The sequence below is a fragment of the Azoarcus sp. PA01 genome (genome assembly GCA_001274695.2).
In the GTDB taxonomy this organism is placed as follows: domain Bacteria; phylum Pseudomonadota; class Gammaproteobacteria; order Burkholderiales; family Rhodocyclaceae; genus Aromatoleum.
Genome location: LARU01000004.1, coordinates 630,151 through 654,866 on the forward strand (window position 1 = coordinate 630,151; position 24,716 = coordinate 654,866).

Below are 24,716 nucleotides of genomic sequence, written 5' to 3' on the forward strand. Positions count from 1 at the left end.
CGCCGGTACCCGACTCGCGCAAACGTGAGCCCATCGACCGCCGTCAGGTAGAGGAACAACCGGTCGACGAACCGCGCGCGGAGCATCGCCCTACAACATGTATCCGATATCGGAGGCACCGGTAGGGTAAGCAAACATCGTCGTCTTCAGCTGTTTCGCCGTAAGGCCGTGGCGTATCGCGAGCGCAAAAAGGTTGATGACCTCGTCCGCGTGCGGCCCGACGAGATGAGCTCCGACCACCCGGTCGGTCGCCTCGTCGACCAGGACCTTGAAGCCATAGGTCCGCTCCGCGGCTTGGCGTGCCGTGAACCAGTCGGAGGCTTTCTGACACTTGACGCGGAGCTCGAGACCGCGCTGGCGCGCCTCCGATTCGGTCAGCCCGACCGCAGCAAGGGGCGGGATCGTGAAGACGACGCTCGGCACCCCGCTGTAGTCCGGCTTTTGGTGGTTCCCGTTCAGCAGATTCGCCGCGACCACCTCCCCGTCGTGGCTCGCCACGGGCGTGAGCGGCGGCCCGACTTGCGCGGCATCACCTGCCGCATAGACCGCCGGATTGGAGACGCTCTGCAGGAACTCGTTGAGCTTCAGCCGCCCCCGCTCGCGCGCCACCCCGGCGGCTTCCAAATCAAGCGCATCGAGCGCGGGCGCACGGCCGGCTCCATGCACGACGAGGTCGGCGTGGAAGCTTTCCGGGTTGCCATTTGTAGTGGAACGGACGGTGAAGCGGTCACTGTCGCGTTCAATCGTCTCGACGGCAGTATCGGTGCGCACGTCGATATCGACATCCCGGGACTTCTCCACCAGCCACCCCACGAGGTCCGGGTCGAATGGCCCGAGCACGCGCGAAGCTTGCTCGAGAACGGTGACTTCGGCACCGGCGCGCCGGGCGACATGCGCAAACTCGAACGCGATAAAGCCGCCGCCGACGAAAATGATCCGGCGCGGCAGGGTTTCCAATTCAAGAAACTCCTCGTGAGTGATCAGGTGCTCCTCGCCCGCGATGCCGAGCTTGATCGGTTCGGCACCGGCGGCGACGAGGACGTGCTCGGCGTCAAGTGTCTGGCCGCCGACGTCGACCGTGTTGGGGCTCGTGAACCGAGCCCGACCGTGATAGGTGTCGATGCCCTGTTCCGCGTAATGGTGCTCGCGCTTCGCCGGCACGGGACCGGTGAAACCGCGTTTGAAGGCGAGCAGATCCGGCCAGTCGAGCCGGGTGTCGCCTCCAACACCCTTGCCCCGCATGCGCCAGACGTGGTCGACCGCCGCGGCGCCACCGACGAGCATCTTCTTCGGATCGCAGCCGCGCAGCGCACAAGTGCCGCCGTATGGACGCTCGTCGATCACCGCGACGCTCCAGCCTGCAGCGCGCACTCGCGTCGCGGCCACCATCGCGGCCGTCCCGGTACCGATGACTACGAGTTGATATCGCTTTGCCATTTGCTTTCTCTCCATCGAATCGAGACGAGCACCGCACAGCCTGCGGACGCGCACGCCGTGCATCGCCTGCTGTCGGGCCGGCCATCCAGGCAGACCATCAGGTCGGCAAGCTCCACCAGTGAAAGTTGCCCGTAGCCGCAAAGACCGGGACGGTGCGGCGGTCGCCGATCACGCCAAGCCGTTCGAGCGGAAGGTGCCCGAAGCCGTCCTGCATCGCCGCTCACGAGCCGGTCACTCAAAAAAAACGACACCGCAAAGGCTCGCTTTGAACTCGACCTAAAGCAACGCGCGGGCCCGGACGGGGGTCGGTTCCCTTGTGATCGTGCAGTTCTTGCCAGGCAAGCTCTACACGCGCTGCGCAACTCTTTACGCGACACCTGCGCACGCGCGCGCATAATCTGACCGATTCCAAGGCGCGATCAGAAACCATCGTCTTGCGGCGCACCTGCTCCTCACGGGGAGGCTCCAGCCGAGGCACAGCCAGAGGCGGTGGCACGTGCGCGGCCGCCGACGTACTCGAGAATCGGATCGCCCGCTCGCCGGTCTGACACGAGAACGTGAGCAAAAAAGGGCAAGACCATGATCCATGGAATGAACGGCATGACGGCCGTATGGGGCTGTTGGGCCTATCGGTTATCGTAGTACTTGTGCTCGTCGCGGCGGCGGCCATCAAATTCCTGTTCTTCGACCGCCACCGCAACAAATAGCGAACCCCCTGCCGCCAAGCGTTGCCCTGAACGCTCCCCGCGAGCTTCCCGTGCCATAGCGAAGGCATCGTACAAGGTCAATTTGGCCGTGTACGTACCGCTCCATTCCGCTTGACCCCGGAGCGGCAAAACACTCTGCGAGTCGTTTTTTGGGCAAAAAAAAGCCCGCTATAGCGGGCTCAAGTATTTGATTCTATTGGAGGCGCGAACCGGAATCGAACCGCTGTACACGGCTTTGCAGGCCGTACAATCTCCAGCAACGGCGCGGGTTTTAGGGCCGTTGCCACTCGGTTTGCCACTTTTCGGCGCCGCTTGGTGCCGCTTATCTCCGCTTTTTGCAAGACGTGAGTGTAGAGCCGCGATCAGTCCCCAGGCGATGACATTCAAAGTCACAGCCCTCCGATCTTGTAGATGCGATCCAGCTCACTCAGCTAGCCCTATACAATCTCAGGCAACAACTGTGGGGGCACCATGAACACCCCAATGACCGGCGCAATCCTGCGGCTCTTCAGTACCTTGGGTGAGGAACTCGCGCGGCGCCAAGTGCCGCCCGGTGCGGTTCACGCATACATTTTCGGGGGCTGTGCCGTGCATCTCCATGCCCGATCCAGGGCCAGCACCGACGTCGATGCCGAGTTCGCGTACCCGCCGCCGCTCAAGCAGGAGCTGATGCTCATCCTGGCCGAACTGCCGCCAGTGGATTACGACGATCCGGAGGAAGGCCCGTCGCAGCTGGCGTACGACCCGACCTTCAACCCAACCCTGGGCCGCTGCACATTGACTACCAGGACCGCGCCGTGCCTGTTGAGGGCACCCGTGGGTCACCCGTGATCGTCATGCTGCCGAGCATCGAGGACATCGCCCTTTCCAAGCTAGGACGCTTGGGAGATGTGGATCTGGAAGACATCCTCACCCTCCTCTCCTTACCGGAGGCCTCTTGGGAGAAGTTTGAGCAATTGGCGCTGGAGGCCAACAAATACTATGTAGGACCGGACTTGACCCAGAATTTGTCCCATGTTAGAAGAAAATTCAACGAAAGGAGATCTTCGTGACACGGTCGGTTCGACGGATGGCACTCGAGCGGATGCTTGGCGATGTGGCTCGCCAGGGCTTCGCGCGTGTCGATCCCGACCTGCTGCGTGAAGTCGCTGAACGGCTATGGTACGTCGGCGAGGTGCCTAATTTGGCCGAGGTGCCTGCCAAGCTTCGGCCGGACGCCGGCTACCTGGTTGACAGGCTGGCTCGCTTCAACGTTCTGCCGAAAGAGCAGAAGCTACGGCTGCTCTCTGCTGTCCGTCAGTACCAGCCGCCGCCCCCGGCACCCAGCGCTGGGGTGGCCGGTCGCAAGGATCCTCTGGCTGTAGCATGGGGCGCCTCGATGGACCTCACGAGCCGCTTAGGTGAGCTGATGCCATACCAAACGAGACAGTACGCCGCTGACAAGGGCAAAGCGGCCTGACTTGCTTACCTGATCTAGTGTGCTGAGTTAGAAATTCGCATACAAAATCGTTCGACGCTTGCGAGAATTTCGTCGGCGGATTTGCTCCATGCGAATGGTTTGGGATCATCGTTGTAGCGTGTAAGGTAGTCGCGGATGGCCTGCTCGAGTTGGCGGGTGGAACGGTGCGTGCCGTAGTTGTCCATCACCAGATGAACGTCGAGATCGGCCGGGACGTTGGCTTCGATGGTGCGCAGAAACGTCAGAAATTCGCCGCTGCGATGACGTCGGTGCAACTCCCCGATGACTTCTCCCGTGGCGATATCGAGCGCAGCGAACAACGTCGTCGTGCCGTGACGCATGTAGTCATGCGTTCGCCGTTCGGGAAGTCCCGGCGCCAGCGGCAGGATCGGCTGGGTGCGGTCGAGCGCCTGAATCTGGCTCTTCTCATCGACGCACAAGACCATCGCTTTCACCGGGGGATCCAGATACAGCCCGACGATGTCGCGGACCTTGTCGACGAACAGCGGATCGGTCGAGAGCTTGAACGTTTCCTGCCGGTGCGGTTGCAGGCCGAAGGCGCGCCAGATGCGGCTGACCGCCGTCTGCGACATCCCCATCTCGCGCGCCATGCTTCGCGTACTCCAATGGGTGGCATTCTTCGGCACCGTTTCGAGCGTCTTGGCAATCACGGCATCGACACGAGCATCGTCGATCGTTCGCGGCGCCCCCGAGCGCGGGGCGTCGAGCAGGCCATCGAGCCGATTTGCCGCGAAACGGTTACGCCATTTCGATACCATCTGCTGAGACACCGACATGCGTTGAGCGACAACTTTGCTATCGACGTCCGAGGCGCACTCGAGAATGATCCGCGAGCGCAACGCGAGCGCCTGCGCGGTCTTGCGCCTTCGCGTCCAAGCTTCAAGCTGCTCACGCTCGCCGTCGCTCAGCACGATCTCTGCCTTCGGTCTGCCCATCGCTTTCTCCCGCCGCCAATCGTATGGCATGAGAGACAAGCCGATGAGCCATTTGTTCATGCAATTTACAACTCACCACACTAGCTTCAAGGCGACGAGCGGATCTGACAAAGCGTGACCGACCGGCGGCCGACTGTGGCTCAACTCCCGTGCTTGCCCATCACCCCTCGTTCAGGGCCCGGTCCGCACGCAGTCGCTCGACCGCAAGATCGACAAAGCTGCGCACCTTGGCCGACCCATTGCGCCCTTCGCCATGGACCACATGTACCGGCAGATCCGGCCCCTCGTAGTCGGCGAGGACGGTGCGCAGTGCTCCCGAAGCGAGTTCCGGCGCCACTTGGTAGGACAGCAGCCGCGTCAGTCCGTACCCCCCGCGCGCCGCCTCCAGCGGACCATCATTGGTATTCACGATGATGCGCGGTTGCAGGCGGACCACCCGTTTCGCACCGTCCGAGAGGAAGCCCCAGTCGTTTGTCGGGGAGATGCCGTTCGACGCAATGAGGCGATGTTTTGCCAAGTCCTCGGGGGTCTGCGGAATGCCATGCTTGTCGAAATAGGCAGGCGCGCCGACGACGATCCGGCGTACCCGTCCGACGCGGATGGCACGCAGTGATGAATCGGGCAGCGGGCCGATGCGAATGCCGACGTCAATGCCTTCTTCGACGAGATTCACAACCCGATCGACAAACAGTGCGGACACCGTGGTCTGATCAAAGGCGGTCTGATATTCGGTGATGACCGGCATCACATAGAGCTTGCCGAAGAGGACCGGCGCCGTGACCGCCAGATGTCCGCGCGGAGTGGCGTTGACGCCCGCCGCGGCGGCATCGGCTTCGTCCATTTCCATCATGATGCGACGCGCATCCTCAAGGTAGCGCGCACCGGCTTCGGTCACCCGCACGACACGCGTGGTGCGGGTGAGCAAGCGCACCCCAAGGCGCTCCTCGAGTGCGACCACTGCGCGCGTTACTGCGGGTGGACACAGCCTCAGGCGACGTGCGGCGCCGGCAAAGCTCTCGGCTTCCGCCACGGCGACAAAGACATTCATCAGGTGAAAGCGGTCCATCATAATTACGACTGTCGGAATAATGAATTGCATTTTAGGGCTATTCTTGCCGGCAACCGCCTTTGGCAAAGTGATGACCGTCGACGTAACAACGACACCCCGGTCCCCTCATCACTGCCAAGGAGAAACCTCATGGCCCGCATCAACGTCGTCACGCACGAGACTGCCAGCGCTGAGCAGAAGGCGCTTTTCGACGCGATCCATTCCCGACTCGGCATCATTCCGAATTTCCTCAAGGTCTTCGCGAATTCCCCGCAGGCCCTCAAAGCCTTCCTGGGCCTGCACGGCATTGCCCACGCGGGCAGCCTCGACCCACTGACCCGCGAGCGGATTGCCCTCGCCCTGGCGCAGCAGAATGCCTGCCAATACTGCCTGTCGGCACACACCGCGATCGGCCGCAAGGTTGGGCTCGACAACGCGGAGATCGATGCCAACCGGGCCGGCGGCAGCCAAGATGCCAAGGCCGCCGCAGCCGTCAGGTTTGCGCGCGCCCTCGTCGTGCACTCGGGCGAGGTTACCTCGGCCGAACTTGCCGACGTGCGCAGCGCCGGCTATGGCGATGCCGAGATCGTCGAGATCATCACCCACGTCGGCTTGAACATCCTGACAAACATCCTCGGCAAGGCCAGCCGCGTCGACATCGACTTCCCGAAGGTCGAACTGAGGCTCGCCCCTTGAGATCGGCGCGGCCGCGGAAGCGCCAACCCGCTTCCGCCCCGCGCGAGGGAGACCACCATGGCCAACGCATTCATACACATTGCCTTCACCGCCAAGGTCCGGGCGCTCCAGGCGCGCATGGGGAGCCGCGAGGCGTATGCACGCGGCGAGCAGGGAGCGGTTGAAGAAGCCGTGCTCGGCCCGTACGAGACCGCCTTCATCGAGGCACGCGACAGCTTCTACCTGGGTACGGTGAGCGAGACCGGCTGGCCCTACGTCCAGCACCGCGGCGGTCCGGCGGGCTTTCTCAAGGTGCTCGACGCGCGCACGATCGGATTCGCCGACTTTACCGGTAACCGGCAGTACGTCTCGGCCGGCAACCTCGCAGGCGATGACCGTGTCAGCCTGTTCCTGATGGACTATCCGCATCAGACCCGACTGAAAATCCTCGGGCGGGCGCGGGTCGTTGACGAGGACAGCGAGCCGGACTTGCTCGCTCGCCTCGACAATCCCCATTACCGGGCGCGTGTCGAGCGCGGCATCGTCATCCGCATCGAGGGCTTCGACTGGAACTGCCCGAAGTACATCACCCCTCGTTTCACGGAAGATGAAGTGGCGCAACGGATCAAGGAAGCCGTGTCGGCGCACGTCGGAAATGCTTCCCAGACAAGAGCCGCAACCGACGAACCGCTCGGCATTGGCGAACTTGCCCTCACGGTAACCGGTGTCCGGCAACTGACACCGCGCATCCGCGCCTACGAACTGCGTGCGCAGGACTGGGGCGCCCTGCCGCCGGCCGAGGCCGGTTCGCACCTCGAAGTACCCGTGCGTCTTGCCGACGGCTCCGTTGTCACACGTCAGTATTCGCTGGTTACGGAATGCGGCAGCCGCGATGTCTATGAAATCGCGGTGCTCCGCGAAAGCGATGGGCGCGGGGGCTCCCTCGCGATCCACGAGACCTGGCAGATTGGCATGCGGCTGCGCGTCGCGCGGCCGATCAACCACTTTCCGCTGCATACCGACTCGCGACCGGCCGTGCTGATTGCCGGCGGCATCGGTATTACGCCGATCAAGGCCATGGCCGAGGCGCTGGGCCGGCGCAACGTGACGTTCGAGCTCCATTACACTGCACGAACGCCGGCCGAAATGGCCTATCGCGAACAACTCGCGCCGGAGCTTCCAGGCGGCTACTTTACCTATTTCAGCCGCGTTCCGGGCCAACGGCGTCTCGACGTCTCGGAGGTGTTGCGGCGTGCATCCGGCGATGCGGTGTTCTATGTCTGCGGACCGGCTGCCTTGATCGAAAGTGTGCGCGCCCAGGCCGGCCGACTCGGCATTGCGCCGCAGCGGGTGCAGTCCGAGTCGTTTTGCTGACGCCGAACGAAAGCTCGCCCGCGCGAAGCAAGGTGATTGTCGGCGCTGGTTTAAAACTGACCACTCTTGCGATCGCTTTGAAATCAGGCCGCTTGCGCAAGCGGACGGTCGAACTATTCGGGCGGCGCGGCGGCAGAAATGACCGCAACGGACGCTCGCGCGGCGCTTCACGCGCGGGCGGCCGGTTTTCGTCGCGCCATGCAATGGATCATTCGCGCTCGCCTTCTTCGTCCTCCCAGGCATAGCGGCGGCGAGGCGGGATATCGAGACGCCGCAGCGCTATCGCCGACAGCGCGCCGATCAGGCCACCCGCCAAATGAGTTTCCCACGACCGCCCCTGCTGAATCGGTAGGACTCCCCAGGCCAGACTGCCGTAGAGAAAGTACACGAGCAGGGACGCGGCGATCGCGCGCCGATCGCGTCGGATCACGCCGGCCAGGAAAATGTGGGCGACCAGGCCGTAGACCACACCGCTCGCACCGATATGGACCGATGCGCGGCCGAGCAGCCACACAGCGGCGCCGGGGCCGAGGAAGATCGCTGGGAGTGCCCGGACGGCCGAGCCCGGATAGAGGTGCAGCATCGCCGTAAGCAACACCAGCAGCGGCGCCGTGTTGGCGATCAGGTGGCCGAAGCTGCCGTGCAGCAGCGGCGCCAGTACGATGCCGGGCAGTCCGCTCAACTCGCGCGGGCGCACGCCGAACCTCTCGAGGCCCAAGTCGAGCGCCGTGTTCACCACCTGGATCAGCCACAGGAAAGCGACCAGGCAGAGTGCGATCCTGAACGCAAGGCGGAAGCTCGCGCGGGCGCGCTCGGAGCTCGTGTAGGCCGGGTCGGGAATGTCTACGTCCATCGTCCTTGCCTCATCGGCCGACTTCGGCCCGCTATGTGCGCGTCTTGCTTCATTCTAGGCTCGCTCGCGACCTGGATGGGCGGCGCAGCCGGCCAGTGCGGCCGAGGGCGGCCCGGCCTATGATTCTCAGGAAACGTCGGGGCGCGGCCGATGCCCTGAAGCCGGGGATGCGAACCGCTACCCGCAAGGAGACGATATGTCCGACCCCACCCGTCCAGCCCGGATCGATGAACGTTCGCGCAACGTGACCGAAGGCGTGATGCGCGCGCCCAATCGATCGATGTACTACGCGATGGGCTATCGGGAGACGGATTTCGGCAAGCCGATGGTCGGCGTGGCGAGCGGACATTCGACGATCACGCCGTGCAACAGCGGGCTGCAACCGCTGGCCGATGCTGCCGTCGCAGCCTTGAAGGAGGCCGGCGCCAATCCCCAACTGTTCGGCACTCCTACCGTGTCCGATGGCATCGGCATGGGCACCGAGGGCATGAAGTATTCGCTGGTGTCGCGGGAAGTCATTGCCGACAGCATCGAGACCTGCGTCAATGGGCTCTGGCAAGACGGGGTCGTGGTGATCGGCGGATGCGACAAGAACATGCCCGGCGGCATGGTGGCGCTCGTGCGCACCAACGTGCCGGGCATCTACGTCTATGGCGGCACGATCAAACCGGGGCATTACAAAGGCAGGGATCTGAACATCGTCTCGGTGTTCGAGGCGGTGGGCGAATTCACCGCGGGGCGGCTCGACCCGGTCGATTTCAAGGAAATCGAAAAGCGCGCCTGCCCCGGCAGCGGCTCGTGCGGCGGGATGTACACGGCCAACACGATGAGCGCCGCGTTCGAGGCGCTCGGCATGAGCCTGCCGTATTCCTCCACGATGGCCAACGAGGACGCCGAGAAGCTCGCGAGCGCCGCCGAGTCCGCCCGGGTGCTGGTGGAGGCGATCAAACGCGGCCTTCGCCCGCGCGACATCGTCACCCGCGAGGCGATCGAGAACGCCGTCAGCGTGATCATGGCGACGGGGGGCTCGACCAACGCGGTGCTGCACTTTCTGGCGATTGCCCACGCCGCCGAGGTGCCGTGGACGATCGACGACTTCGAGCACATCCGGCGACGCGTGCCGGTGATCGTCGATATGAAGCCATCCGGGCAGTACCTCGCGACCGATCTCCATCAGGCAGGCGGCATTCCGCAGGTGATGAAGCTGCTGCTCGACGCGGGTCTGCTGCACGGCGACTGCGTCACGATCACCGGGCGCACGATCGCGGAGCTGCTCGAGAACGTACCCGCAGCGCCGGGTGCCGATCAGGACGTCATCCGTCCGCTGTCCGATCCGCTGTACGCGCAGGGCCACCTGGCAATCCTCCGGGGCAATCTGTCGCCGGAAGGCTGCGTGGCGAAGATTTCGGGCCTGAAGAATCCCGCCATCACCGGCCCGGCGCGCGTCTTCGACTCCGAGGACGACGCGATGGCGGCGATCATGGCGCGCAAGATCGTAGAGGGTGACGTGGTGGTGATCCGCTACGAGGGACCCAAGGGCGGCCCCGGCATGCGCGAGATGCTCGCCCCGACGTCGGCGCTCGTCGGGCAGGGGCTCGGAGAGTCGGTCGGGCTGATCACCGACGGCCGGTTCTCGGGAGGCACCTGGGGCATGGTCGTCGGCCACGTTTCCCCCGAAGCGTTCGTCGGTGGCCCAATCGCGCTGGTCCGCGACGGGGACTCGGTCACGATCGACGCGCACCGGCAGCTCGTCCAGCTGAATGTCGGCGATGAAGAGCTCGCGCGCCGAGCCGCCGACTGGACGCCGCCGTCCCCGCGCTACACCCGCGGCGTGCTGGCTAAGTTTGCGAAGCTCGCCAGTTCCGCGAGCAAGGGTGCGGTTACGGATCTGGACTTGTAGTTGGTGACCCGCAGACCCGGCCGGAGGCCGCGGGATCGGGCCTGGCGAAGCCCAGCTGGTGCAGATCGCGAGAAGCCGCAACAGGCGTTCTCACGCCGGTCGGTGACAGGCGGTCTCGGCTGGGCTGGCCAGCCGATCTCGAAGATCGCCTCGTGGACTGGGTTGCCGAGAACCATGCCGCGACGCGCTCGGGCGATCGGTCGTGGACGCAGCGGGTGGCAGAGTCGTTCGACGACCTGATCCGCTCCGTGCTCGAGCCGCGCCGCGGCGCTGCGCGCGAGGACGGCGCGGACGATGTCACCGCCGGGCTCATGCGGACCGAAGTGAACGGCCGGCCGCTGACCGACGCGGAGATCGTGTCGGTTCTGCGTAACTGGACGGGTGGGGACCTGGGCTCCATCGCACAATGTATCGGCGTGCTAGTCCATTACTTGGCGACGCACCCAGCGGTGCAGGATCATCTGCGCTCGGGCGTACCTGACGCCGAGATCGATGCCATCATCGATGAGATCCTTCGGATCGACGACCCGTTCGTGTCCAATCGCCGCGTGACGATGTGCCCGGTCACGATCGGTGGCACGGAACTGCCGCAAGGTGCACGCGTGAAACTGAACTGGACGTCCGCGAACCGGGACGAGGCGGTCTTCGGCGACCCGGACGCCATGGATCCGGAGCGTAACGCCGACCGAAACCTGGTGTACGGCATCGGAAGGCACGCGTGCCCCGGACGCTTGCTGGCAACGCTGGAAATGCGCATCGCGATGCAAGAACTCCTCGCCGCGACGTCGTCGATTGCACTCGACTCGCAGCGGCCAGCCGAGCGGGCCGTGTCTCCAGTTGGCGGCTGGGCCATGGTACCGATCGTGCTGGCGTAACCCCGTTCGCCTTGGCGCATGAGTTGGAAGCTGGCACGTGCCACCTACCATTAACTCGGCGCCCGCAGATACTGTTGGCGTGGGATTTCAGGTTGGACTACCGACCAGACTGAAACGGACCGCCTGTGGAAGGCGACTGTAGAAAATGACGGACAGGAAAGCGCATGCGGCGAGTGCAAAGACAAGTGGGAACTGTTGTGGCAAATCCGGCCACGCGCCCTGACAGCCGCCATCACCGATCCTGATCCAGCTGCGGCTCAGCGCGTTCGAAGCCATGATGGGGATGAGAAAGATTGATATCGCTGCGATCAAGGCCGCTCGGCGCGGTTGACGCCGAAGCCGTGCCAGCGACGAACGGCACGTCGCGGTGCTCACCGGGCGAGAAATCCCGCCTGCTCCGGCCGGTCACCTTCTCTCGACAACGGACTTTCGAATGGCTGTTCCGCTCCGAAACATGCCGGATGATCGAATTCAGCGTCTCGGCCTGACCTGCCGTTGAGCTGCGGCGCTCAATCGGGCGGGAATGCGCCCGTAACCTGTCGTTCAGCGCCAGGAGGCAACGGACGGCATCTTTCCTATCTGGCGAACGCGAACTTTCAACCCGTTGCTGCCCTTCGTTCGCGCTCAGATTGAATGCCTGTTGTCGAGGCTCTACGGTCATTCGAAAGGGCTCACTGGCATAGGCCACGCGCACCTTGTCTGACTCTCGTTCAGTGCTTCCAGGCGGTCAGTTTCACATCTCGCCAATGCGTGTGAGATAGCGTCGGATTTTGTCAATCACGTGATCAATGCTCTCATGGGCATCGACTTCGATCCCGAATGCGCGGGCAAGCTCGCGCGCCTTGACGGGGACGATATGTTGCCTGCCACTTTTAGCAGCCTTGACCATTTCTCGCGCCCGCTCGAGATCTTCAGTCCGCTGCCGCTTGAATTGACTCAGGATCCAGTTGAGCATGTACCGAAAGCCCTTTCAGAAGTAGAAGCAGGAACTCGCCGGTCCGAGCGTAGGTCCGTTCTCATCCGCAGGTCGCCGGGCTCGCTAACGGCGCCGGCCGCTAGCGGCAAAAGCCTCGACCTTCTTGGTCGGACCGGAAACGATCAACAGATCACCTGGGCGCGCGACACTGCTCGGCTTTCCGTGCTGGAAATCTTCATGGGCGCGCTTGATGCCGACGACCGTGACACCGAATTTCTCGCGCACGGCCGACGCTGCGAGCGTGAGGTCGTGGGTGGCGGCTGGCGCGTGGATCTTTGCGATTGCGAAGCCATCGTCGAACTCAATATAGTCCATCATTCGCCCGCTGATCAGATGGGCGACGCGCTCCCCCATGTCGGCTTCCGGATAGACGATGTGGTGCGCGCCGATACGCTCGGCGATCTTGCCGTGCTGGGGCGTCATGGCTTTGACCCAGATGTCGGGAATCTCCAATTCGGTCAATGCCATTACCGTCATCAGACTGGCTGCGAGATCGCCACCGATACCCGCGATGGCATGCGCGAAATCGGCCACGCCGAGCTGGCGCATAGTCATCGCGTTGGTCGAATCGGCCTGCACCGCATGGGTGAGCAGATGTCGGCGCCGGCTGCGCCTATCAGCAAATGTGCATCGGCCCGGCAGGGTGATGCCGCCGTAGCCCATGCGCGGTCTTTCGGCGGCTACTCCGTAGCTTTTTGTTTTCGAGTCGCCCTTGGCGACCGGCCTGGTTTCTGGCGGCTCCTATCCTGTCAACGGACATTAATCTCAGCGCTGTCAAATGACAGAGAAGAGGCGTTCGTTGCCGTATTGACGACCGAGGCGCATCAGCCCGAGGCACGCCCGGTAGCCCCGCTCGGGGTGCGGCATGCGTTCGAGTTGGTGGCTGACCACCTACTCGGTCGCGCAACACGACTATCTCGCGAGCGTAATGGTGCCCCCTCAAGACGCCCTGCCAGCCCTGCTGCTCGACATCGAGGAGGCCCTCGGGCAGTTGCTGGCGAGCCGCGAGATGGACGGCCGTACCACCGCGGCGATTCGGGCGAAGTTCGGGGTCTCGGGCACCCTGCCTTCCTCGGTCCAGGACGCCGACCTCATCCTTCGGGCCACTGAGCAACGCGACCTCGAGCGACCGCGCGACAGCATGTGCCCCGCCCTCCTCCAGGTTCGGCCGTTGTCGCTCAAACTCCAGCCGCTGCCGCCCATCGTGGCGAAGCACCTCTTCATCGATCGCTACTACGAGCTGCGGCCGCAGGCCGATCCGAGGCGGCGCCAGACCGAGGAGGGTGTGGCATGAAACGTACCGACACCCCGGTCCGTTCTAGCGGCGCGCGACGGATTTACCGCTTCCACTTCGGCTGGTCGGTCTGCGGCCGAGCAAACCACTTCAATCTGGCCAACCCTGCCCCGCACGAGCCGACCGGCCGGTACGGTGCCAAGATCAGCGAAGGTGCCCCTTGTATCTTCCAGATTGATCTTTATAAAAATGATTGGTGCGCTGTGGAGCTTGTGGGCGAAGGGCCGCGCGGTGGAAAAGTCGTCAGACTTTTCCACGGCAAGCGGCCCGGTGGCCGACAGGCCATCGTCCACAAATCCACAGCGCGAGTCGTTTCGGGCACGGCGGCGCAGCCTGTTACCCCTCGGGGCCTGCAAGCCCGTAACTGAGCAGATGGCGCGCCGTCGCGACCGTTCCTCCGGAGCCCGAACAGTTGCTGGACTGAAAAATCGCATTTGCAAGGATGGGAGGGTAGGAACATGCCCGAAGCGATCGTGGTGGGTATCGACATTGCCAAGCTGAGTTTCGATGCTGCCTTGGGTGTGATGACGGATGTGCGGACGTTTCCCAACGACGACGCCGGCCATGAAGCGCTGATCACGACCTTGGCTGGGCGGACGGTCGAGCTGATCGTGATGGAAGCCACCGGTGGCCTCGAGCGGGATCTGGCCTGTGCGCTGCAGGCAGCCGGGTTCGCCGTCGCCGTGGTCAATCCGCGCCAGGCACGCGACTTTGCCCGCGCCATGGGCTATCTGGCCAAGACGGACCGCATCGACGCGCGCGCCCTGGCGGCGCTGGCCCAGGTGTTGGTGCGTCACCCCGAGCGCGACAAGTTCGTCAAGGCCCTGCCCACCGCCGAGCAACAGGCACTGCAGGCGCTGGTGGCCCGGCGTCGGCAGTTGGTGACGATGCTGGTGGCCGAGCGCCAGCGCTTGGCGGTCAGCCATAAGGCTGCCCGTGCCAGTATCGAGGCCCTCATCAAGGCCATCCGTCAGCAGCTCGATACGGTCGAGGCCCAACTGGCCAGCCACATCGACAGCCATCATGCCGCACTCGCCCGCCAGCTCGCGAGCGTGCGCGGCATCGGGCCGGCCACCCTCACCACCCTGATCGCCGACGTGCCGGAACTGGGCACCCTGTCCCGGCGCGAGATCGCCGCTTTGGTCGGGCTCGCCCCTTTCAATCGCGATTCCGGACAGATGCGCGGTAAGCGCAGCATCTTCGGCGGGCGCGCCGACGTTCGGCGCGCCCTCTACATGGCCACGCTCGCCGCCATCCGATTCAATCGTGTGATCGGGCACTTCTACGAGCGCCTCGTCACCGCAGGAAAGCCCAAGAAGGTCGCCATCGTCGCCTGCATGCGCAAGCTGCTGACCATCCTCAATGCGATGGTCCGATCCGGCGCCTCTTGGGACGATTCGATTCATCTCGCTTGACTTGAAAGACAGTTGCTCAGCTCATCGGGGCGCCACGGGCAGCAACGCCGCGATCCAGCGCTGCGGGCGCGCGATCGCACCCCCGAGGGGGAGCGACGGAGGCTGAATCGTGAGCAAGGAAACCTACAGCCTGACGGAATCCGCCGAGTACCTGAATACCTCCACCGAGACGCTCGAGGAGCTCATCGACACTGGCACGATCCCCGCCGGACGGATCGGCAAGGCCTACGTCCTGCACATCGCCGATCTACGGGAGTACCTGCGCGCCGAGATCGAACGTCAGACGGCCGAGCGGCGCGATTATGCAAAACGAATCGCGGCAGGCGAAATGGCGCGCTCGGAACGTCCTGCGGTCACGACCGGGTCGGGTGCCGTGCGGGCAAGGTATGGGCGGCGAAACAAGCTTCCGGCACTCGTCGCTCGAGGCGTGATCCTCACCACAACCGGTCGGCGAAGCTCGACGCCCTGAGGTTCATGTACCGCTGGTGGGCACGCTCGGACAGGTGCCCCACCATCTTTCTGATCACGGCGCTCTCGAGCGTCGTCCGCTCGTAAAACCGCGATATCCCCTCGTGGCGCAGGTCGTGGAACGTGAGGTCCTCGCACCTTGCCGCGGCGAAGATCCGCGCGTACTGGCGGGAAAGCTGCCACGTGATGCGCTCGAGTTCGCTTGCGTCGAAAGTGCCACTCCACCAGGGGAACAGCACCCCGCTCGTGCGTTCGCCGATGTAGTCGCGCAACAACCGATCGGCAACGCTCGTAATCGGCACTTGGCGTTTGTCGCCGTTCTTTGTCCGGTCCAGGAAAATGGTGCGTCCCGGTAGGTTCACCTGGTCGAGCGTGAGCGTGAACGTCTCCCCCAAGCGCATCGATGATTCGAGCGCCAGGTCGAACATCACGGCTAGCGCATCCGCGTGTCGCAGGGTCAGCGCCCGTTGCTTGCCCTCGGGGTTCTTGCCGCCGAGGACCGCCCGAATACGCTCCTCCTCGCCCGGCTGCAGCCTTCGGTCGCGTGCCATGTCCTCCCGCGGGCCCTTGCCGTTCACCATCGCCACCTCCCCGTCCGACTGGCTGTAGGCCGAGTAGGCTTTCGGAAGGGGTCGGAGCGGGTTGCCGGGAAAGATGGGTGCGTGGCGCCGGGCGAGCCAATCTAGGCATCGCGTCCACACACAATCGTCACGTGGACGAGTGGTTTTGCCACACAAGTGGAGTGGCACGACCCAACTTTAGACCACTTTTCGCCGGATTTCAGGCAACAAAAAACCCGCCGAAGCGGGTTAAGTGCTTGATTCTTTTGGAGGCGCGAACCGGAATCGAACCGATGTACACGGCTTTGCAGGCCGCTGCATAACCACTCTGCCATCGCGCCAGCTTTGCTGGCCTGCCTTCCCGATGCGCCTTCACCGGGCGGAAAATTCAAATGGAATTTTCCGGCAATTCTGGAGCGGGAAACGAGTCTCGAACTCGCGACCTCAACCTTGGCAAGGTTGCGCTCTACCAACTGAGCTATTCCCGCTGAAAGACCGCCATTATAGGTTCGTATTTATGCCTGTCAACCGCTTTTGTTTCGAATATCGCGGTCATAGCGGGCAAGCTGCGGCATCGCGCGGTGAAGGTAATACCCCATCGACCACAACGTCAGGGCTGCCGCGATATAAATCAGGACGTTACCGATCATGCGCAAGTCCAGCGACAGCAGCGGGGCATTGTAGAGCAGCAATGGAATGGCCATCATCTGCGCCGCGGTTTTCAGCTTCCCGACAAAAGCGACCGCAACCCCCGCGGACTGGCCGACGCGCGCCATCCATTCGCGCAGCGCCGAAATCGTGATCTCCCGGCCGATGATGACGACAGCGATGATCGAATCGACGCGCGCGAGCTGCACGAGCAGGATCAGCGCTGCCGCAACCATCAGCTTGTCCGCGACCGGGTCGAGAAATGCGCCGAAGGCCGAAGTCTGGTTGAGGGCGCGGGCGAGATAACCGTCAAACCAGTCGGTGACGGCCGCGATGATGAAAATGATCGTCGCGGCCAAGTTTTTCTCTTCAGCGTCGAGCCAGCTGTCGGGAAGATAAAACACGCCGACGAACAGCGGGATCAGCGCAATGCGCGCCCAGGTCAGTGAATTTGGAACATTGAATAGCATTGAATGAGGCCTTGCCGGCCGATGCGAGCGCGTCAATGCAGCGCATTGTATATCGCTTCCGCAGTCTTTCGACTGACCCCGCCGACGCGGCACAGGTCCTCCACGGTTGCCGCGCGCACCCCGTCGAGTCCGCCGAAGCTCGCGAGCAGGTTGCGCCGGCGCGTCGGACCGACGCCGGGAATGTCCTCGAGCCGCGAGCCGATACGCGCTTTCGCCCGCTTGGCGCGGTGGCCCGTGATCGCGAAGCGATGGGCCTCGTCACGGATTTCCTGGATCAGATGCAGTGCCGGATGGTCGATCGCGAGGTTCTGCAGGCGGCCGTCCGGGAAAACCAGCGTCTCCAGGCCGGGCTTGCGCTCCTCGCCTTTCGCCACCCCCACCATTGCGACCGATTCGAGCCCGACGTCAGCCAATACCGAACGTGCCGAACTGACTTGCCCCTTGCCGCCGTCGATCAGTATCAGGTCGGGGCACACGCCTTCGCCGGCCGCGACCTTGCCGTAGCGGCGCTCGAGCACTTGCCGCATCGCGGCGAAGTCGTCGCCGGGCGTGATGCCGGTGATGTTGTAGCGACGGTATTCGGAGTTCTTCATCGCCCCGTCGACGCTTACGACGCACGATGCGACGGTCGCTTCGCCCATCGTGTGGCTGATGTCGAAGCACTCGATTCGCCGCGGCGGCTCACCCAGGTCGAGCGCCTCGCGCAGGGCTTCGAGGCGCATTTCAGCCCGGCCGGTGTCCCGTGCGCGGGCGACGATCGCAAGACGCGCGTTGTTCTCCGCCATCCCCATCCACACTTTTTCAGCCTGCAGACGCGGCGCGAGCAACGCGCAGGGCTTGTCGCAGATCTCGTCCATCAGCAGCGTGACCGGGGCGAGCGGCACATTCACGAGCACCTTTGCCGGCAGCTCGTGCTCGCGGTAGTGCTGCTCGATGAACGCCAGCGCAGCATCCAGCGCGCCGATCCCGGCCGCCGCACTCGGAAACTGCGGACGGTCGCCGAGATGCCGCCCGCCGCGCACCATCGCGATGTTCACGCAGGTCACCCCGCCCTCCTCGACCGCGGCGATGATATCGACATCCTCGTCCTTGCGGCTGTCGACGAACTGGCGGGCGAGCACCGCCTGCAGCACGCGCACCTGGTCACGGCATGCCGCGGCCTCCTCGAACGCCAGGCGCTCGGCCGCGGCGTGCATGCGCGCCGTGAGGTCGTCGATGACTTCCGAGGCCCGACCCTCGAGAAAGCGCGCCGCAAGCCTGACGTCCGCGGCGTACGCGTCCTTGTCGATCAGACCGACGCACGGTGCGGTACAGCGCTTGATCTGGTGCAGCAGGCAGGGGCGCGAGCGGTTCTGGAACACCGGGTTTTCGCAGGTGCGCAGGCGGAACGTCTTCTGCAGCAGGTGGATGCTTTCGCGCACCGCCCAGACGTTCGGGAACGGGCCAAAGTAGCGCGCGCCTTTGGTGAACGCGCCGCGGTGGTAGGCCAGGCGCGGGAATTCGTCGCCGGACAGCTCGATGTACGGATAGGTTTTGTCGTCGCGAAACAGGATGTTGTAACGCGGCGCGAGACTCTTGATGAGGTTGTTCTCGAGCAGCAGCGCTTCGGCCTCGGAGCGCGTCGGCGTGATGTCGACGCGCAGGATCTGCGCGACCATCATCGCGATCCGCGGACTGGGCTGGGTGCGCTGGAAATAGCTCGACACGCGGCGCTTGAGATTCTTCGCCTTGCCGACGTAGAGCACCCGCTCGTCGGCGCCGATCATGCGATAGACGCCCGGCTCCTCGGGCACCGTCCTGAGGAAGGTCCGGGCGTCGAACGGGCTGCCGGGCGCGGTCATCGTGAAGACCCGGGGAACGCGATCTAGGCCGCGTCCTCGACGAGGCCGGCGACGACGTCACGCGCCTGCCGATAGACCGGATGCAGCTCCAGCGCGAACGGATCGGCAGCCTGCGGACGCGCGCGCAACGCCTCGATGCGCGCGCGGCTCTCCGGGGCGATGTCCGGCGCCCAGCGGTCGAGCAGGTCGACCGCGAGGTCGGGCCGGTTGCACACCAGCACCATGTCGCATCCGGCGCCGAACGCGGCGCGCGCACGCGCAAGGATGTCGCCGACGACAGTCGCGCCTTCCATCGTCAGGTCGTCGCTGAAGATCACGCCGCCGAAGCCGACGCGCCCGCGCAGGATGTCCTGCAGCCAGAAGCGCGAGAAACCGGCCGGATTCGGATCGACGCGCGGGTAGATGACGTGCGCGGGCATCACGCCGGCCAGCTGGCGCCCCAACCGGTGGCGGTACGGGGCGATGTCCTCGGCCCAGATCGCATCGAATTCGCGCTCATCGACCGGGATCTCGACGTGCGAATCGGCTTCGGCATAGCCGTGACCCGGAAAGTGCTTGCCGACGCAGCCCATGCCCGCGTCCGCCATGCCGGACACGAGCGACTGCGCGAGCGCCGCGACGACGAGCGGGTCGCGGTGGAAAGCCCGGTCGCCGACGACACGGCTGCAACCGAAGTCGAGATCGAGCACCGGCGTGAAGCTGAGGTCGACGCCGTGCGCGAGGAGCTCCGCGGCGAGCACGTAGCCGGTGCAGCGCGCGGATTCGAGCGCGGCGACATGATCATGCTCCCAAAGGCGGCCGAGACAGCGCATCGACGGAATGCGCGTGAAGCCGCCGCTGCGAAAACGCTGCACCCGGCCGCCTTCGTGATCGACCGCGATGATCAGCGCCGGACTGCGCAGCGCATGGATCTCGGCAGTCAGCGCCTGCAACTGTTCCGAATCGCGGAAGTTGCGGGCGAACAGGATCACGCCGCCGACCAGCGGGTCGAGCAGGCGCTCGCGCTCTTCATCGGTCAGCGCAAACCCTGCGACATCGAGCATCACCGGCCCCAGCGGCCGGACAGTGGCAGGCGAATCGGATTGGAAAGTCATCGTTTCTCGATCAGGGCGAAGGCGACGACGTAGTCCGCCTCGTCGGTGAGGCTCAAATGTGCGTTGAGGCCGCGCTCGGCCAAAAAACCGGCCAGCGCGCTGTCATAGCAATACAGCGGCTTGCCGCGCTCGTCGTGGTCGACCGCGACCGCGTGCAGCGTTGCCGGAATCGCGACGCCTGTTCCGAGCGCCTTGCCGAACGCCTCCTTGGCCGCGAAGCGCTTGGCGAGGAAACGTGCGGGGTCGCGGCTCGCCGCAAAGCCGTCGTGCTCGGACGCGGCAAGAATTCGTGCGGCGAAACGCGCCCCATGACGGTCAAGCGAGCGCTGCATGCGTTCGACCTGCACGATGTCGGTACCGATGCCGTGGATCATGCGCGCGCGCTCATCGCCCGAGGCTGGCGGCCTCGCGCATCAGCCGCTTCATTTCGCGCACCGCCTCGCGCAGCCCGGTGAACACCGAACGGCTGACGATGGCGTGCCCGATATGCAGTTCGCGCACTCCCGGCAAACGTGCGATCGGTTGCACGTTGTAGTAGTTCAGCGCATGGCCGGCATTGAAGCGCATGCCCAGTGCCTGGGTCGCCTCGCCGGCGCGGCGCACCTTGTCGAGCTGCTCGACGACCGCGACACTCTGCGCATCGCGGCCGGCGGCGTGGAACGCATGGGCGTAGCGGCCGGTATGAATCTCGCAGACCCGCGCGCCGATGCGGGCCGCCGCTTCGACCTGTCCGAGTTCGGCGTCGATGAACACGCTCGCGACGATGCCGGCATCGGCGAGCCGTGCGATGACGTCCTTCAATCGGCCTTCCTGTGCCAGCACGTCGAGCCCGCCCTCGGTCGTCACCTCGTGACGCCCCTCGGGCACGAGCATCGCCATCTCGGGCTTGAGCGCGCATGCGATGCCGACCATTTCGTCGGTCGCGGCCATCTCGAGGTTCAGCTTGACCTGCGTGAGCTCGCGCAGCCTGCGCACGTCCTCGTCCTGGATGTGGCGGCGGTCCTCGCGCAGATGCACGGTGATGCCGTCCGCCCCGCCGAGATGGGCTTCCGCCGCCGCCCACGCAGGATCCGGTTCCCACGTGCGGCGCGCCTGGCGCAGCGTCGCGACGTGGTCGATGTTGACGCCGAGTTCGATCACAGTTCCTGCAACTCCTTCAGCACCCGGCGCGACTGCAGCGGCTGTCCGCCGAGATAGTGATTGATCAGCAGGCGCAGCAGCGCCTTGCTCTGGAAAAGGGTTTCGGCGCGGGAAAAATCGCCGCGCGCCATGTCGAGCAGCGTCTGGCCGCTCACGCCCGGCCGTCCTTCGTCGTTGCCGGCGAGCCGTACCGGACCTTTCTCGATTATATAGACGTACTGCTGCGCGGGATCGACGGCCCGATTCGAGTCGCCTTCGATGTCGAGGCCCACGCCGTAACCGAGTTCGCGCAGCAGCGTGAGTTCGAAGCGCCGCAGGATCGGCGCCGCGTCGCCGCGTCCGAGCTGCGCAAGCGCGTCCGCGTAGGCATCGAACAGCGCCGGATGCGCATCTTCGCGCGCGGTGAGCCGCACCAGCAGTTCATTGAGGTAGTAACCGCACATCAGCGCCCGGCCGGTCAGCAGCGGCTGCCCGCCGCGCCACTCGGCACGCACCAGCGTCTTGACTTCGCCTCCGCCGGACCAGTCCATCAGCAGCGGCTGGAACGCCATGATCACGCCGCGCAGCGCCGACATCGGCCGGCGAGCGCCTTTGGCCACCAGCGCGACCCGGCCGTGGTCCCGCGAGAAAATCTCGACGATCAAGCTGGTTTCGCGCCACGGATAAGTGTGCAGGACGAACGCAGGTTGCTGATCGATGCGCTGCTTCTGGCTCACGGCCCCACGCGCACGGTCGGATTATTCGTAGCCGAGACTCTTGAGCGCCCGTTCGTCATCGGCCCAGCCGCTCTTGACCTTGACCCACACTTCGAGGAACACCTTGCCGTCAAAAAGCTTTTCGAGTTCGACACGCGCTTCGGAGGCGATGCGCTTCAGCTGCTCGCCGCCCTTGCCGATGACGATGCCCTTGTGGCTGGACCGGTCGACCACGACGGCTGCATGAATGCGGCGCAGGTTGCCTTCCGTCTCGAACTTCTCGATCTCGACCGCGACGCCGTACGGCAGTTCGTCGCCGAGCAGGCGGAACAGCTTCTCGCGCAGGAATTCCGCCGCCAGAAAACGCTCGCTGCGGTCGGTGATCTCGTCGGCGCCATACATCGGTTCGCCTTCGGGCAGCAACGGCGTGGCCGCCTTTACGAGCGCTTCGACGTTCGTGCCGCGTTCGGCACTCAACGGCACGATTTCGGTGAAGGGATAGACTTCCGCCATCTTCGCGATGAACGGCAGGAGCTGGCTCTTGTCGCCCAGCCGGTCGACTTTGTTGATGACCAGCACCACTTTCGCGTCGGCCGGCAGCACCGACACGACCTTGCGGTCGTCGTCGCCGAAGCGCCCCGCCTCGATCACCAGGAACACCAGATCGACGTCGCCGAGCACCTGCGACACGGTGCGGTTCATCGAACGGTTCAGCGCGTTGCGATGGCGGGTCTGGAAACCGGGCGTATCGACGAACACGAACTGCGCGTTGTCGTCCGTCAGGATGCCGGTGACGCGATGCCGCGTGGTCTGGGCCTTGCGGGAGACGATGCTGATCTTCTGCCCGATCAGCCGGTTCAGCAAAGTCGACTTGCCGACGTTGGGGCGTCCGACGATGGCGACGAAGCCGGTGCGAAACGGCACCTTGTCATCGGCTTGCGGCGTGTTTTCCTGATTCATTGCTTCCTCAACTGGGCGAGCGCGAATTCCGCCGATTGCTGTTCTGCGGCACGGCGGCTGGTGCCGCGGCCGGTGGTGCGAAGGTTCAGTGCGTTGACCTCGCACACCACCTCGAATTCCTGCGCATGGGCTTCGCCGTGGATCTTGGCCATGACGTAGGTCGGCAGCGGCAGCTTGCGCCCCTGCAGCAGCTCCTGCAGCGCCGTTTTCGGGTCTTTCGCAGCGACGCCCGGATCGATCGCGGCGATCATCGGGCCATACAGGCGATCGATGACCGCTTTCGCGGCCGCGAAGCCCTGATCGAGAAAGGTCGCGGCGAACACCGCCTCGAGCGCATCGGCGAGAATCGACGGACGGCGAAAGCCGCCGCTTTTCATCTCGCCTTCGCCGAGACGGAGATGTTCGCCGAGGTCGAGTTCCAGCGCGATCCGGTGCAGGCCGTCCTGGCACACCAGTGACGCGCGAAGGCGCGACATCTCGCCTTCGCGCAGGCTTGCGAAACGCTCGAACAGCGCAATCGCGACGACGCAGTTGAGGATGCTGTCGCCGAGAAACTCCAGCCGCTCGTTGTTCGGCTGTCCGAAACTGCGATGCGTGAGTGCCTGCTCGAGCAGCGCCGGATCGTCGAACCGGTGTCCGAGGCGGCGCTGCAGGCGATCGAGCTTGCCGGCCACTATTGCTCGGCCGACGTGGCCTGGAAATCGAACAGCAGGCTGACGTTCCCCGCCACCGGCACTTTGCGTTCGTAGGCGACTTCGACGACCGTCTTGCCGCCGGGCCTCGTGATGTCGAGGTCTGCCCCGCTGACCGTGACGACGTCATCGATCTGGCGACGCCGGTCGAAGCTGCGACGCAGTTCGGGGGTCGCCACGCCGTTGTCGCCTTCTTCCGCAACCAGCTTCACGTTGCGCTTGATGGCGAGGTATTCGTTGATCGCCGGCACGGTGCGGAAAGCGACCAGCAACGCCGAGCCCAACAGCGCCCCGACGATCAGCACGCCCATCAGGCTAAGACCGAGTTGTCTGCTTTTCATGCGATTAAAGTTCTCCGTATCAATGGAAACCACCGATGCGCTTCATGTCACTGAAGTTGAACCAGATGAAAAATGCGCGCCCGACGATGTTCTCGTCCGGCACGAACCCCCACACGCGGCTGTCGCTGCTCGCGTCCCGATTGTCGCCCATGACGAAATAATGCCCTTCCGGCACCGTGCAGCTTACCCCGGCCGTCGTGTAGGTGCAGTTTTCGCGATACGGGAAGTCGAGCACATGCGGAACGAATGCCGGCGTATCACGCTCGATTAGCACCGAATGGTTCGCTTCGCCGAGCTTCTCGGCGAAACGGGGAGAATAGTAGAGGCGATCCGGGTGGAGGTAGTCGGGCTGGGGTGCGAGTTCTACCACTTCACCGTTGATCCGCAGCCGCTTGTTCAGGTATTCGACCTTGTCGCCGGGCAGGCCGACCACGCGCTTGATGTAGTCGAGGGAAGGATCGGCCGGATAGCGGAACACCATCACGTCGCCGCGTTTCGGCTCCTCGACGTCGATGATCTTCTTGTTGATCACCGGCACGCGAATGCCATAGACCCATTTATTGACGAGGATGAAGTCCCCGACGAGCAGCGTCGGAATCATCGAGCCCGACGGAATCTTGAACGGCTCGACGAGAAAGGATCGCAGCGCGAACACGATCAGGATGACCGGGAAAAAACTCGCCCCGTACTCGACCCACCACGGCGAGGGGGCTCCCGGGGCGCGCCGTTTGCGCGCGACGAAGCGGTCGATCAGCCACAGCATTCCGGTGGCGACCAGCAGCAGAAACAATACCAGGGCGAAATTCACACGGACTCCGTATCGAAGCGTTCCGGCGCC

The 24,716-nt window shown here is 64.5% G+C and carries 30 protein-coding genes and 2 tRNA genes; 12 read left to right on the forward strand and 20 right to left on the reverse strand.

Annotated features, from left to right (window positions below; translation table 11 throughout):
* Positions 1–90: 90 nt before the first annotated feature.
* Positions 91–1,437, reverse strand: coding sequence for an NAD(P)/FAD-dependent oxidoreductase (locus PA01_15070; GenBank protein KON79791.1), 1,347 nt, complete (start codon positions 1,435–1,437; stop codon positions 91–93).
* A 1,190-nt stretch (positions 1,438–2,627) separates the two neighbouring features.
* Between PA01_15070 and PA01_19070 the strand changes: the two genes are divergently transcribed.
* Genes PA01_19070 through PA01_15080 form a run of 3 tightly spaced genes read left to right on the forward strand, consistent with a single transcriptional unit; the run spans position 2,628 to position 3,603 of the window.
* Positions 2,628–2,975: a hypothetical protein gene (locus PA01_19070; protein KAI5912338.1), complete on the forward strand. Its 348-nt coding sequence runs from the start codon at positions 2,628–2,630 to the stop codon at positions 2,973–2,975.
* A 5-nt stretch (positions 2,976–2,980) separates the two neighbouring features.
* Entirely contained in the window at positions 2,981–3,196 is a 216-nt protein-coding gene (locus PA01_19075) for a DUF6036 family nucleotidyltransferase (GenBank protein KAI5912376.1), read from the forward strand.
* Positions 3,193–3,603 (forward strand): hypothetical protein, encoded by a 411-nt coding sequence (locus tag PA01_15080; protein KON79792.2) that lies wholly within the window; start codon positions 3,193–3,195, stop codon positions 3,601–3,603. The genes PA01_19075 and PA01_15080 overlap by 4 nt, the downstream gene beginning before the upstream one ends.
* 14 nt (positions 3,604–3,617) lie before the next feature.
* Here PA01_15080 and PA01_15085 read toward each other — a convergent pair whose 3' ends face one another.
* Both PA01_15085 and PA01_15090 read right to left on the reverse strand, forming a co-directional pair.
* Positions 3,618–4,559, reverse strand: coding sequence for an IS630 family transposase (locus PA01_15085; GenBank protein KON80378.1), 942 nt, complete (start codon positions 4,557–4,559; stop codon positions 3,618–3,620).
* Between the two features lie 160 nt (positions 4,560–4,719).
* Positions 4,720–5,658, reverse strand: coding sequence for a LysR family transcriptional regulator (locus PA01_15090; protein KON79793.2), 939 nt, complete (start codon positions 5,656–5,658; stop codon positions 4,720–4,722).
* A 99-nt stretch (positions 5,659–5,757) separates the two neighbouring features.
* Between PA01_15090 and PA01_15095 the strand changes: the two genes are divergently transcribed.
* Together PA01_15095 and PA01_15100 are read left to right on the forward strand one after the other, a co-directional pair.
* Positions 5,758–6,303 (forward strand): peroxidase-related enzyme, encoded by a 546-nt coding sequence (locus tag PA01_15095; GenBank protein KON79794.1) that lies wholly within the window; start codon positions 5,758–5,760, stop codon positions 6,301–6,303.
* Positions 6,304–6,360: 57 nt separating this feature from the next.
* A complete protein-coding gene (locus PA01_15100) occupies positions 6,361–7,656 on the forward strand; it encodes a pyridoxamine 5'-phosphate oxidase family protein (GenBank protein KON79795.1) in 1,296 nt (431 codons plus the stop codon).
* A gap of 208 nt (positions 7,657–7,864) precedes the next feature.
* On the opposite strand, the gene PA01_15105 is transcribed toward PA01_15100, so the two are convergent.
* On the reverse strand, positions 7,865–8,509 hold the full coding sequence (locus tag PA01_15105; GenBank protein ID KON79796.1) for a rhomboid family intramembrane serine protease: 645 nt from the start codon (positions 8,507–8,509) through the stop codon (positions 7,865–7,867).
* 196 nt (positions 8,510–8,705) lie between these two features.
* Between PA01_15105 and ilvD the strand changes: the two genes are divergently transcribed.
* The 3 genes from ilvD to PA01_19080 all read left to right on the forward strand — a co-directional run bounded on the left by ilvD (position 8,706) and on the right by PA01_19080 (position 11,581).
* Positions 8,706–10,409 (forward strand): dihydroxy-acid dehydratase, encoded by a 1,704-nt coding sequence (gene ilvD, locus PA01_15110; GenBank protein KON79797.1) that lies wholly within the window; start codon positions 8,706–8,708, stop codon positions 10,407–10,409.
* 152 nt (positions 10,410–10,561) lie between these two features.
* On the forward strand, positions 10,562–11,284 hold the full coding sequence (locus PA01_15115; protein ID KAI5912339.1) for a cytochrome P450: 723 nt from the start codon (positions 10,562–10,564) through the stop codon (positions 11,282–11,284).
* 123 nt (positions 11,285–11,407) lie between these two features.
* Complete coding sequence (locus PA01_19080) at positions 11,408–11,581, forward strand: VOC family protein (protein KAI5912377.1); 174 nt, start codon at positions 11,408–11,410, stop codon at positions 11,579–11,581.
* On the opposite strand, the gene PA01_19085 is transcribed toward PA01_19080, so the two are convergent.
* From PA01_19085 to PA01_15125, 3 genes are all read right to left on the reverse strand, one after another.
* Positions 11,517–11,972 (reverse strand): hypothetical protein, encoded by a 456-nt coding sequence (locus tag PA01_19085; GenBank protein KAI5912340.1) that lies wholly within the window; start codon positions 11,970–11,972, stop codon positions 11,517–11,519. The two genes, PA01_19080 and PA01_19085, sit on opposite strands and share 65 nt — an antisense overlap.
* Before the next feature lie 45 nt (positions 11,973–12,017).
* On the reverse strand, positions 12,018–12,239 hold the full coding sequence (locus PA01_15120) for a hypothetical protein (GenBank protein ID KON79798.1): 222 nt from the start codon (positions 12,237–12,239) through the stop codon (positions 12,018–12,020).
* 84 nt (positions 12,240–12,323) lie between these two features.
* Entirely contained in the window at positions 12,324–12,923 is a 600-nt protein-coding gene (locus PA01_15125) for a TrkA family potassium uptake protein (protein KON80379.2), read from the reverse strand.
* A gap of 202 nt (positions 12,924–13,125) precedes the next feature.
* On the opposite strand from PA01_15125, the gene PA01_15130 reads away from it, so the two are divergent.
* From PA01_15130 to PA01_19095, 4 genes are all read left to right on the forward strand, one after another.
* A complete protein-coding gene (locus PA01_15130; GenBank protein KAI5912379.1) occupies positions 13,126–13,554 on the forward strand; it encodes a hypothetical protein in 429 nt (142 codons plus the stop codon).
* On the forward strand, positions 13,551–13,922 hold the full coding sequence (locus PA01_19090; protein ID KAI5912341.1) for a hypothetical protein: 372 nt from the start codon (positions 13,551–13,553) through the stop codon (positions 13,920–13,922). Before PA01_15130 ends, PA01_19090 begins: the two co-directional genes overlap by 4 nt.
* Positions 13,923–14,012: 90 nt before the next feature.
* A complete protein-coding gene (locus PA01_15135) occupies positions 14,013–14,969 on the forward strand; it encodes an IS110 family transposase (protein ID KON79799.1) in 957 nt (318 codons plus the stop codon).
* Between the two features lie 109 nt (positions 14,970–15,078).
* Entirely contained in the window at positions 15,079–15,438 is a 360-nt protein-coding gene (locus tag PA01_19095) for a helix-turn-helix domain-containing protein (protein ID KAI5912342.1), read from the forward strand.
* Here the strand turns inward: PA01_19095 and PA01_15145 are convergent.
* The 13 genes from PA01_15145 to lepB form a co-directional block, all read right to left on the reverse strand.
* Positions 15,404–16,018, reverse strand: a complete 615-nt coding sequence (locus tag PA01_15145) for a site-specific integrase (protein ID KAI5912343.1) — start codon at positions 16,016–16,018, stop codon at positions 15,404–15,406. The two genes, PA01_19095 and PA01_15145, sit on opposite strands and share 35 nt — an antisense overlap.
* A gap of 246 nt (positions 16,019–16,264) precedes the next feature.
* A tRNA-Cys gene (locus PA01_15150) sits at positions 16,265–16,338 on the reverse strand.
* Positions 16,339–16,409: 71 nt separating this feature from the next.
* A tRNA-Gly gene (locus tag PA01_15155) sits at positions 16,410–16,485 on the reverse strand.
* Positions 16,486–16,521: 36 nt separating this feature from the next.
* Positions 16,522–17,115 (reverse strand): CDP-diacylglycerol--glycerol-3-phosphate 3-phosphatidyltransferase, encoded by a 594-nt coding sequence (gene pgsA / locus PA01_15160; GenBank protein KON79800.1) that lies wholly within the window; start codon positions 17,113–17,115, stop codon positions 16,522–16,524.
* Positions 17,116–17,147: 32 nt separating this feature from the next.
* Positions 17,148–18,956: an excinuclease ABC subunit UvrC gene (gene uvrC, locus PA01_15165; protein ID KON79801.1), complete on the reverse strand. Its 1,809-nt coding sequence runs from the start codon at positions 18,954–18,956 to the stop codon at positions 17,148–17,150.
* Positions 18,957–18,979: 23 nt separating this feature from the next.
* Complete coding sequence (nagZ, locus tag PA01_15170) at positions 18,980–20,050, reverse strand: beta-N-acetylhexosaminidase (protein KON79802.1); 1,071 nt, start codon at positions 20,048–20,050, stop codon at positions 18,980–18,982.
* Positions 20,047–20,424 (reverse strand): holo-ACP synthase, encoded by a 378-nt coding sequence (gene acpS / locus PA01_15175; GenBank protein ID KON79803.1) that lies wholly within the window; start codon positions 20,422–20,424, stop codon positions 20,047–20,049. Before acpS ends, nagZ begins: the two co-directional genes overlap by 4 nt.
* 10 nt (positions 20,425–20,434) lie before the next feature.
* Positions 20,435–21,190, reverse strand: a complete 756-nt coding sequence (locus PA01_15180) for a pyridoxine 5'-phosphate synthase (protein ID KON79804.1) — start codon at positions 21,188–21,190, stop codon at positions 20,435–20,437.
* Positions 21,187–21,906, reverse strand: coding sequence for a DNA repair protein RecO (gene recO, locus PA01_15185; GenBank protein ID KON79805.1), 720 nt, complete (start codon positions 21,904–21,906; stop codon positions 21,187–21,189). The genes PA01_15180 and recO overlap by 4 nt, the downstream gene beginning before the upstream one ends.
* 21 nt (positions 21,907–21,927) lie before the next feature.
* On the reverse strand, positions 21,928–22,845 hold the full coding sequence (gene era, locus PA01_15190; GenBank protein KON79806.1) for a GTPase Era: 918 nt from the start codon (positions 22,843–22,845) through the stop codon (positions 21,928–21,930).
* Positions 22,842–23,519, reverse strand: a complete 678-nt coding sequence (rnc, locus tag PA01_15195; protein ID KON79807.1) for a ribonuclease III — start codon at positions 23,517–23,519, stop codon at positions 22,842–22,844. The genes era and rnc overlap by 4 nt, the downstream gene beginning before the upstream one ends.
* Positions 23,519–23,878, reverse strand: coding sequence for a DUF4845 domain-containing protein (locus PA01_15200; protein ID KON79808.1), 360 nt, complete (start codon positions 23,876–23,878; stop codon positions 23,519–23,521). The genes rnc and PA01_15200 overlap by 1 nt, the downstream gene beginning before the upstream one ends.
* 19 nt (positions 23,879–23,897) lie before the next feature.
* A complete protein-coding gene (lepB, locus tag PA01_15205) occupies positions 23,898–24,686 on the reverse strand; it encodes a signal peptidase I (protein KON79809.1) in 789 nt (262 codons plus the stop codon).
* Positions 24,687–24,716 lie beyond the last annotated feature (30 nt).

Excerpts from the sequence above, each read along its gene's own strand:
- PA01_15125 (KON80379.2), bottom strand. The coding sequence starts at position 12,923 with ATGGGCTACGGCGGCATCACCCTGCCGGGCCGATGCACATTTGCTGAT.
- PA01_15090 (KON79793.2), bottom strand. The coding sequence starts at position 5,658 with ATGCAATTCATTATTCCGACAGTCGTAATTATGATGGACCGCTTTCAC.
- PA01_15095 (KON79794.1), top strand. The coding sequence starts at position 5,758 with ATGGCCCGCATCAACGTCGTCACGCACGAGACTGCCAGCGCTGAGCAG.
- PA01_15085 (KON80378.1), bottom strand. The coding sequence starts at position 4,559 with ATGGGCAGACCGAAGGCAGAGATCGTGCTGAGCGACGGCGAGCGTGAG.
- ilvD (KON79797.1), top strand. The coding sequence starts at position 8,706 with ATGTCCGACCCCACCCGTCCAGCCCGGATCGATGAACGTTCGCGCAAC.
- PA01_19070 (KAI5912338.1), top strand. The coding sequence starts at position 2,628 with ATGACCGGCGCAATCCTGCGGCTCTTCAGTACCTTGGGTGAGGAACTC.
- PA01_15105 (KON79796.1), bottom strand. The coding sequence starts at position 8,509 with ATGGACGTAGACATTCCCGACCCGGCCTACACGAGCTCCGAGCGCGCC.
- pgsA (KON79800.1), bottom strand. The coding sequence starts at position 17,115 with ATGCTATTCAATGTTCCAAATTCACTGACCTGGGCGCGCATTGCGCTG.
- PA01_15070 (KON79791.1), bottom strand. The coding sequence starts at position 1,437 with ATGGCAAAGCGATATCAACTCGTAGTCATCGGTACCGGGACGGCCGCG.
- acpS (KON79803.1), bottom strand. The coding sequence starts at position 20,424 with ATGATCCACGGCATCGGTACCGACATCGTGCAGGTCGAACGCATGCAG.
- nagZ (KON79802.1), bottom strand. The coding sequence starts at position 20,050 with ATGACTTTCCAATCCGATTCGCCTGCCACTGTCCGGCCGCTGGGGCCG.
- uvrC (KON79801.1), bottom strand. The coding sequence starts at position 18,956 with ATGACCGCGCCCGGCAGCCCGTTCGACGCCCGGACCTTCCTCAGGACG.
- PA01_19090 (KAI5912341.1), top strand. The coding sequence starts at position 13,551 with ATGAAACGTACCGACACCCCGGTCCGTTCTAGCGGCGCGCGACGGATT.
- PA01_19075 (KAI5912376.1), top strand. The coding sequence starts at position 2,981 with ATGCTGCCGAGCATCGAGGACATCGCCCTTTCCAAGCTAGGACGCTTG.
- PA01_15120 (KON79798.1), bottom strand. The coding sequence starts at position 12,239 with ATGCTCAACTGGATCCTGAGTCAATTCAAGCGGCAGCGGACTGAAGAT.
- PA01_15130 (KAI5912379.1), top strand. The coding sequence starts at position 13,126 with ATGCGTTCGAGTTGGTGGCTGACCACCTACTCGGTCGCGCAACACGAC.
- PA01_15100 (KON79795.1), top strand. The coding sequence starts at position 6,361 with ATGGCCAACGCATTCATACACATTGCCTTCACCGCCAAGGTCCGGGCG.
- PA01_15135 (KON79799.1), top strand. The coding sequence starts at position 14,013 with ATGCCCGAAGCGATCGTGGTGGGTATCGACATTGCCAAGCTGAGTTTC.
- PA01_15145 (KAI5912343.1), bottom strand. The coding sequence starts at position 16,018 with ATGGTGAACGGCAAGGGCCCGCGGGAGGACATGGCACGCGACCGAAGG.
- PA01_15200 (KON79808.1), bottom strand. The coding sequence starts at position 23,878 with ATGAAAAGCAGACAACTCGGTCTTAGCCTGATGGGCGTGCTGATCGTC.
- era (KON79806.1), bottom strand. The coding sequence starts at position 22,845 with ATGAATCAGGAAAACACGCCGCAAGCCGATGACAAGGTGCCGTTTCGC.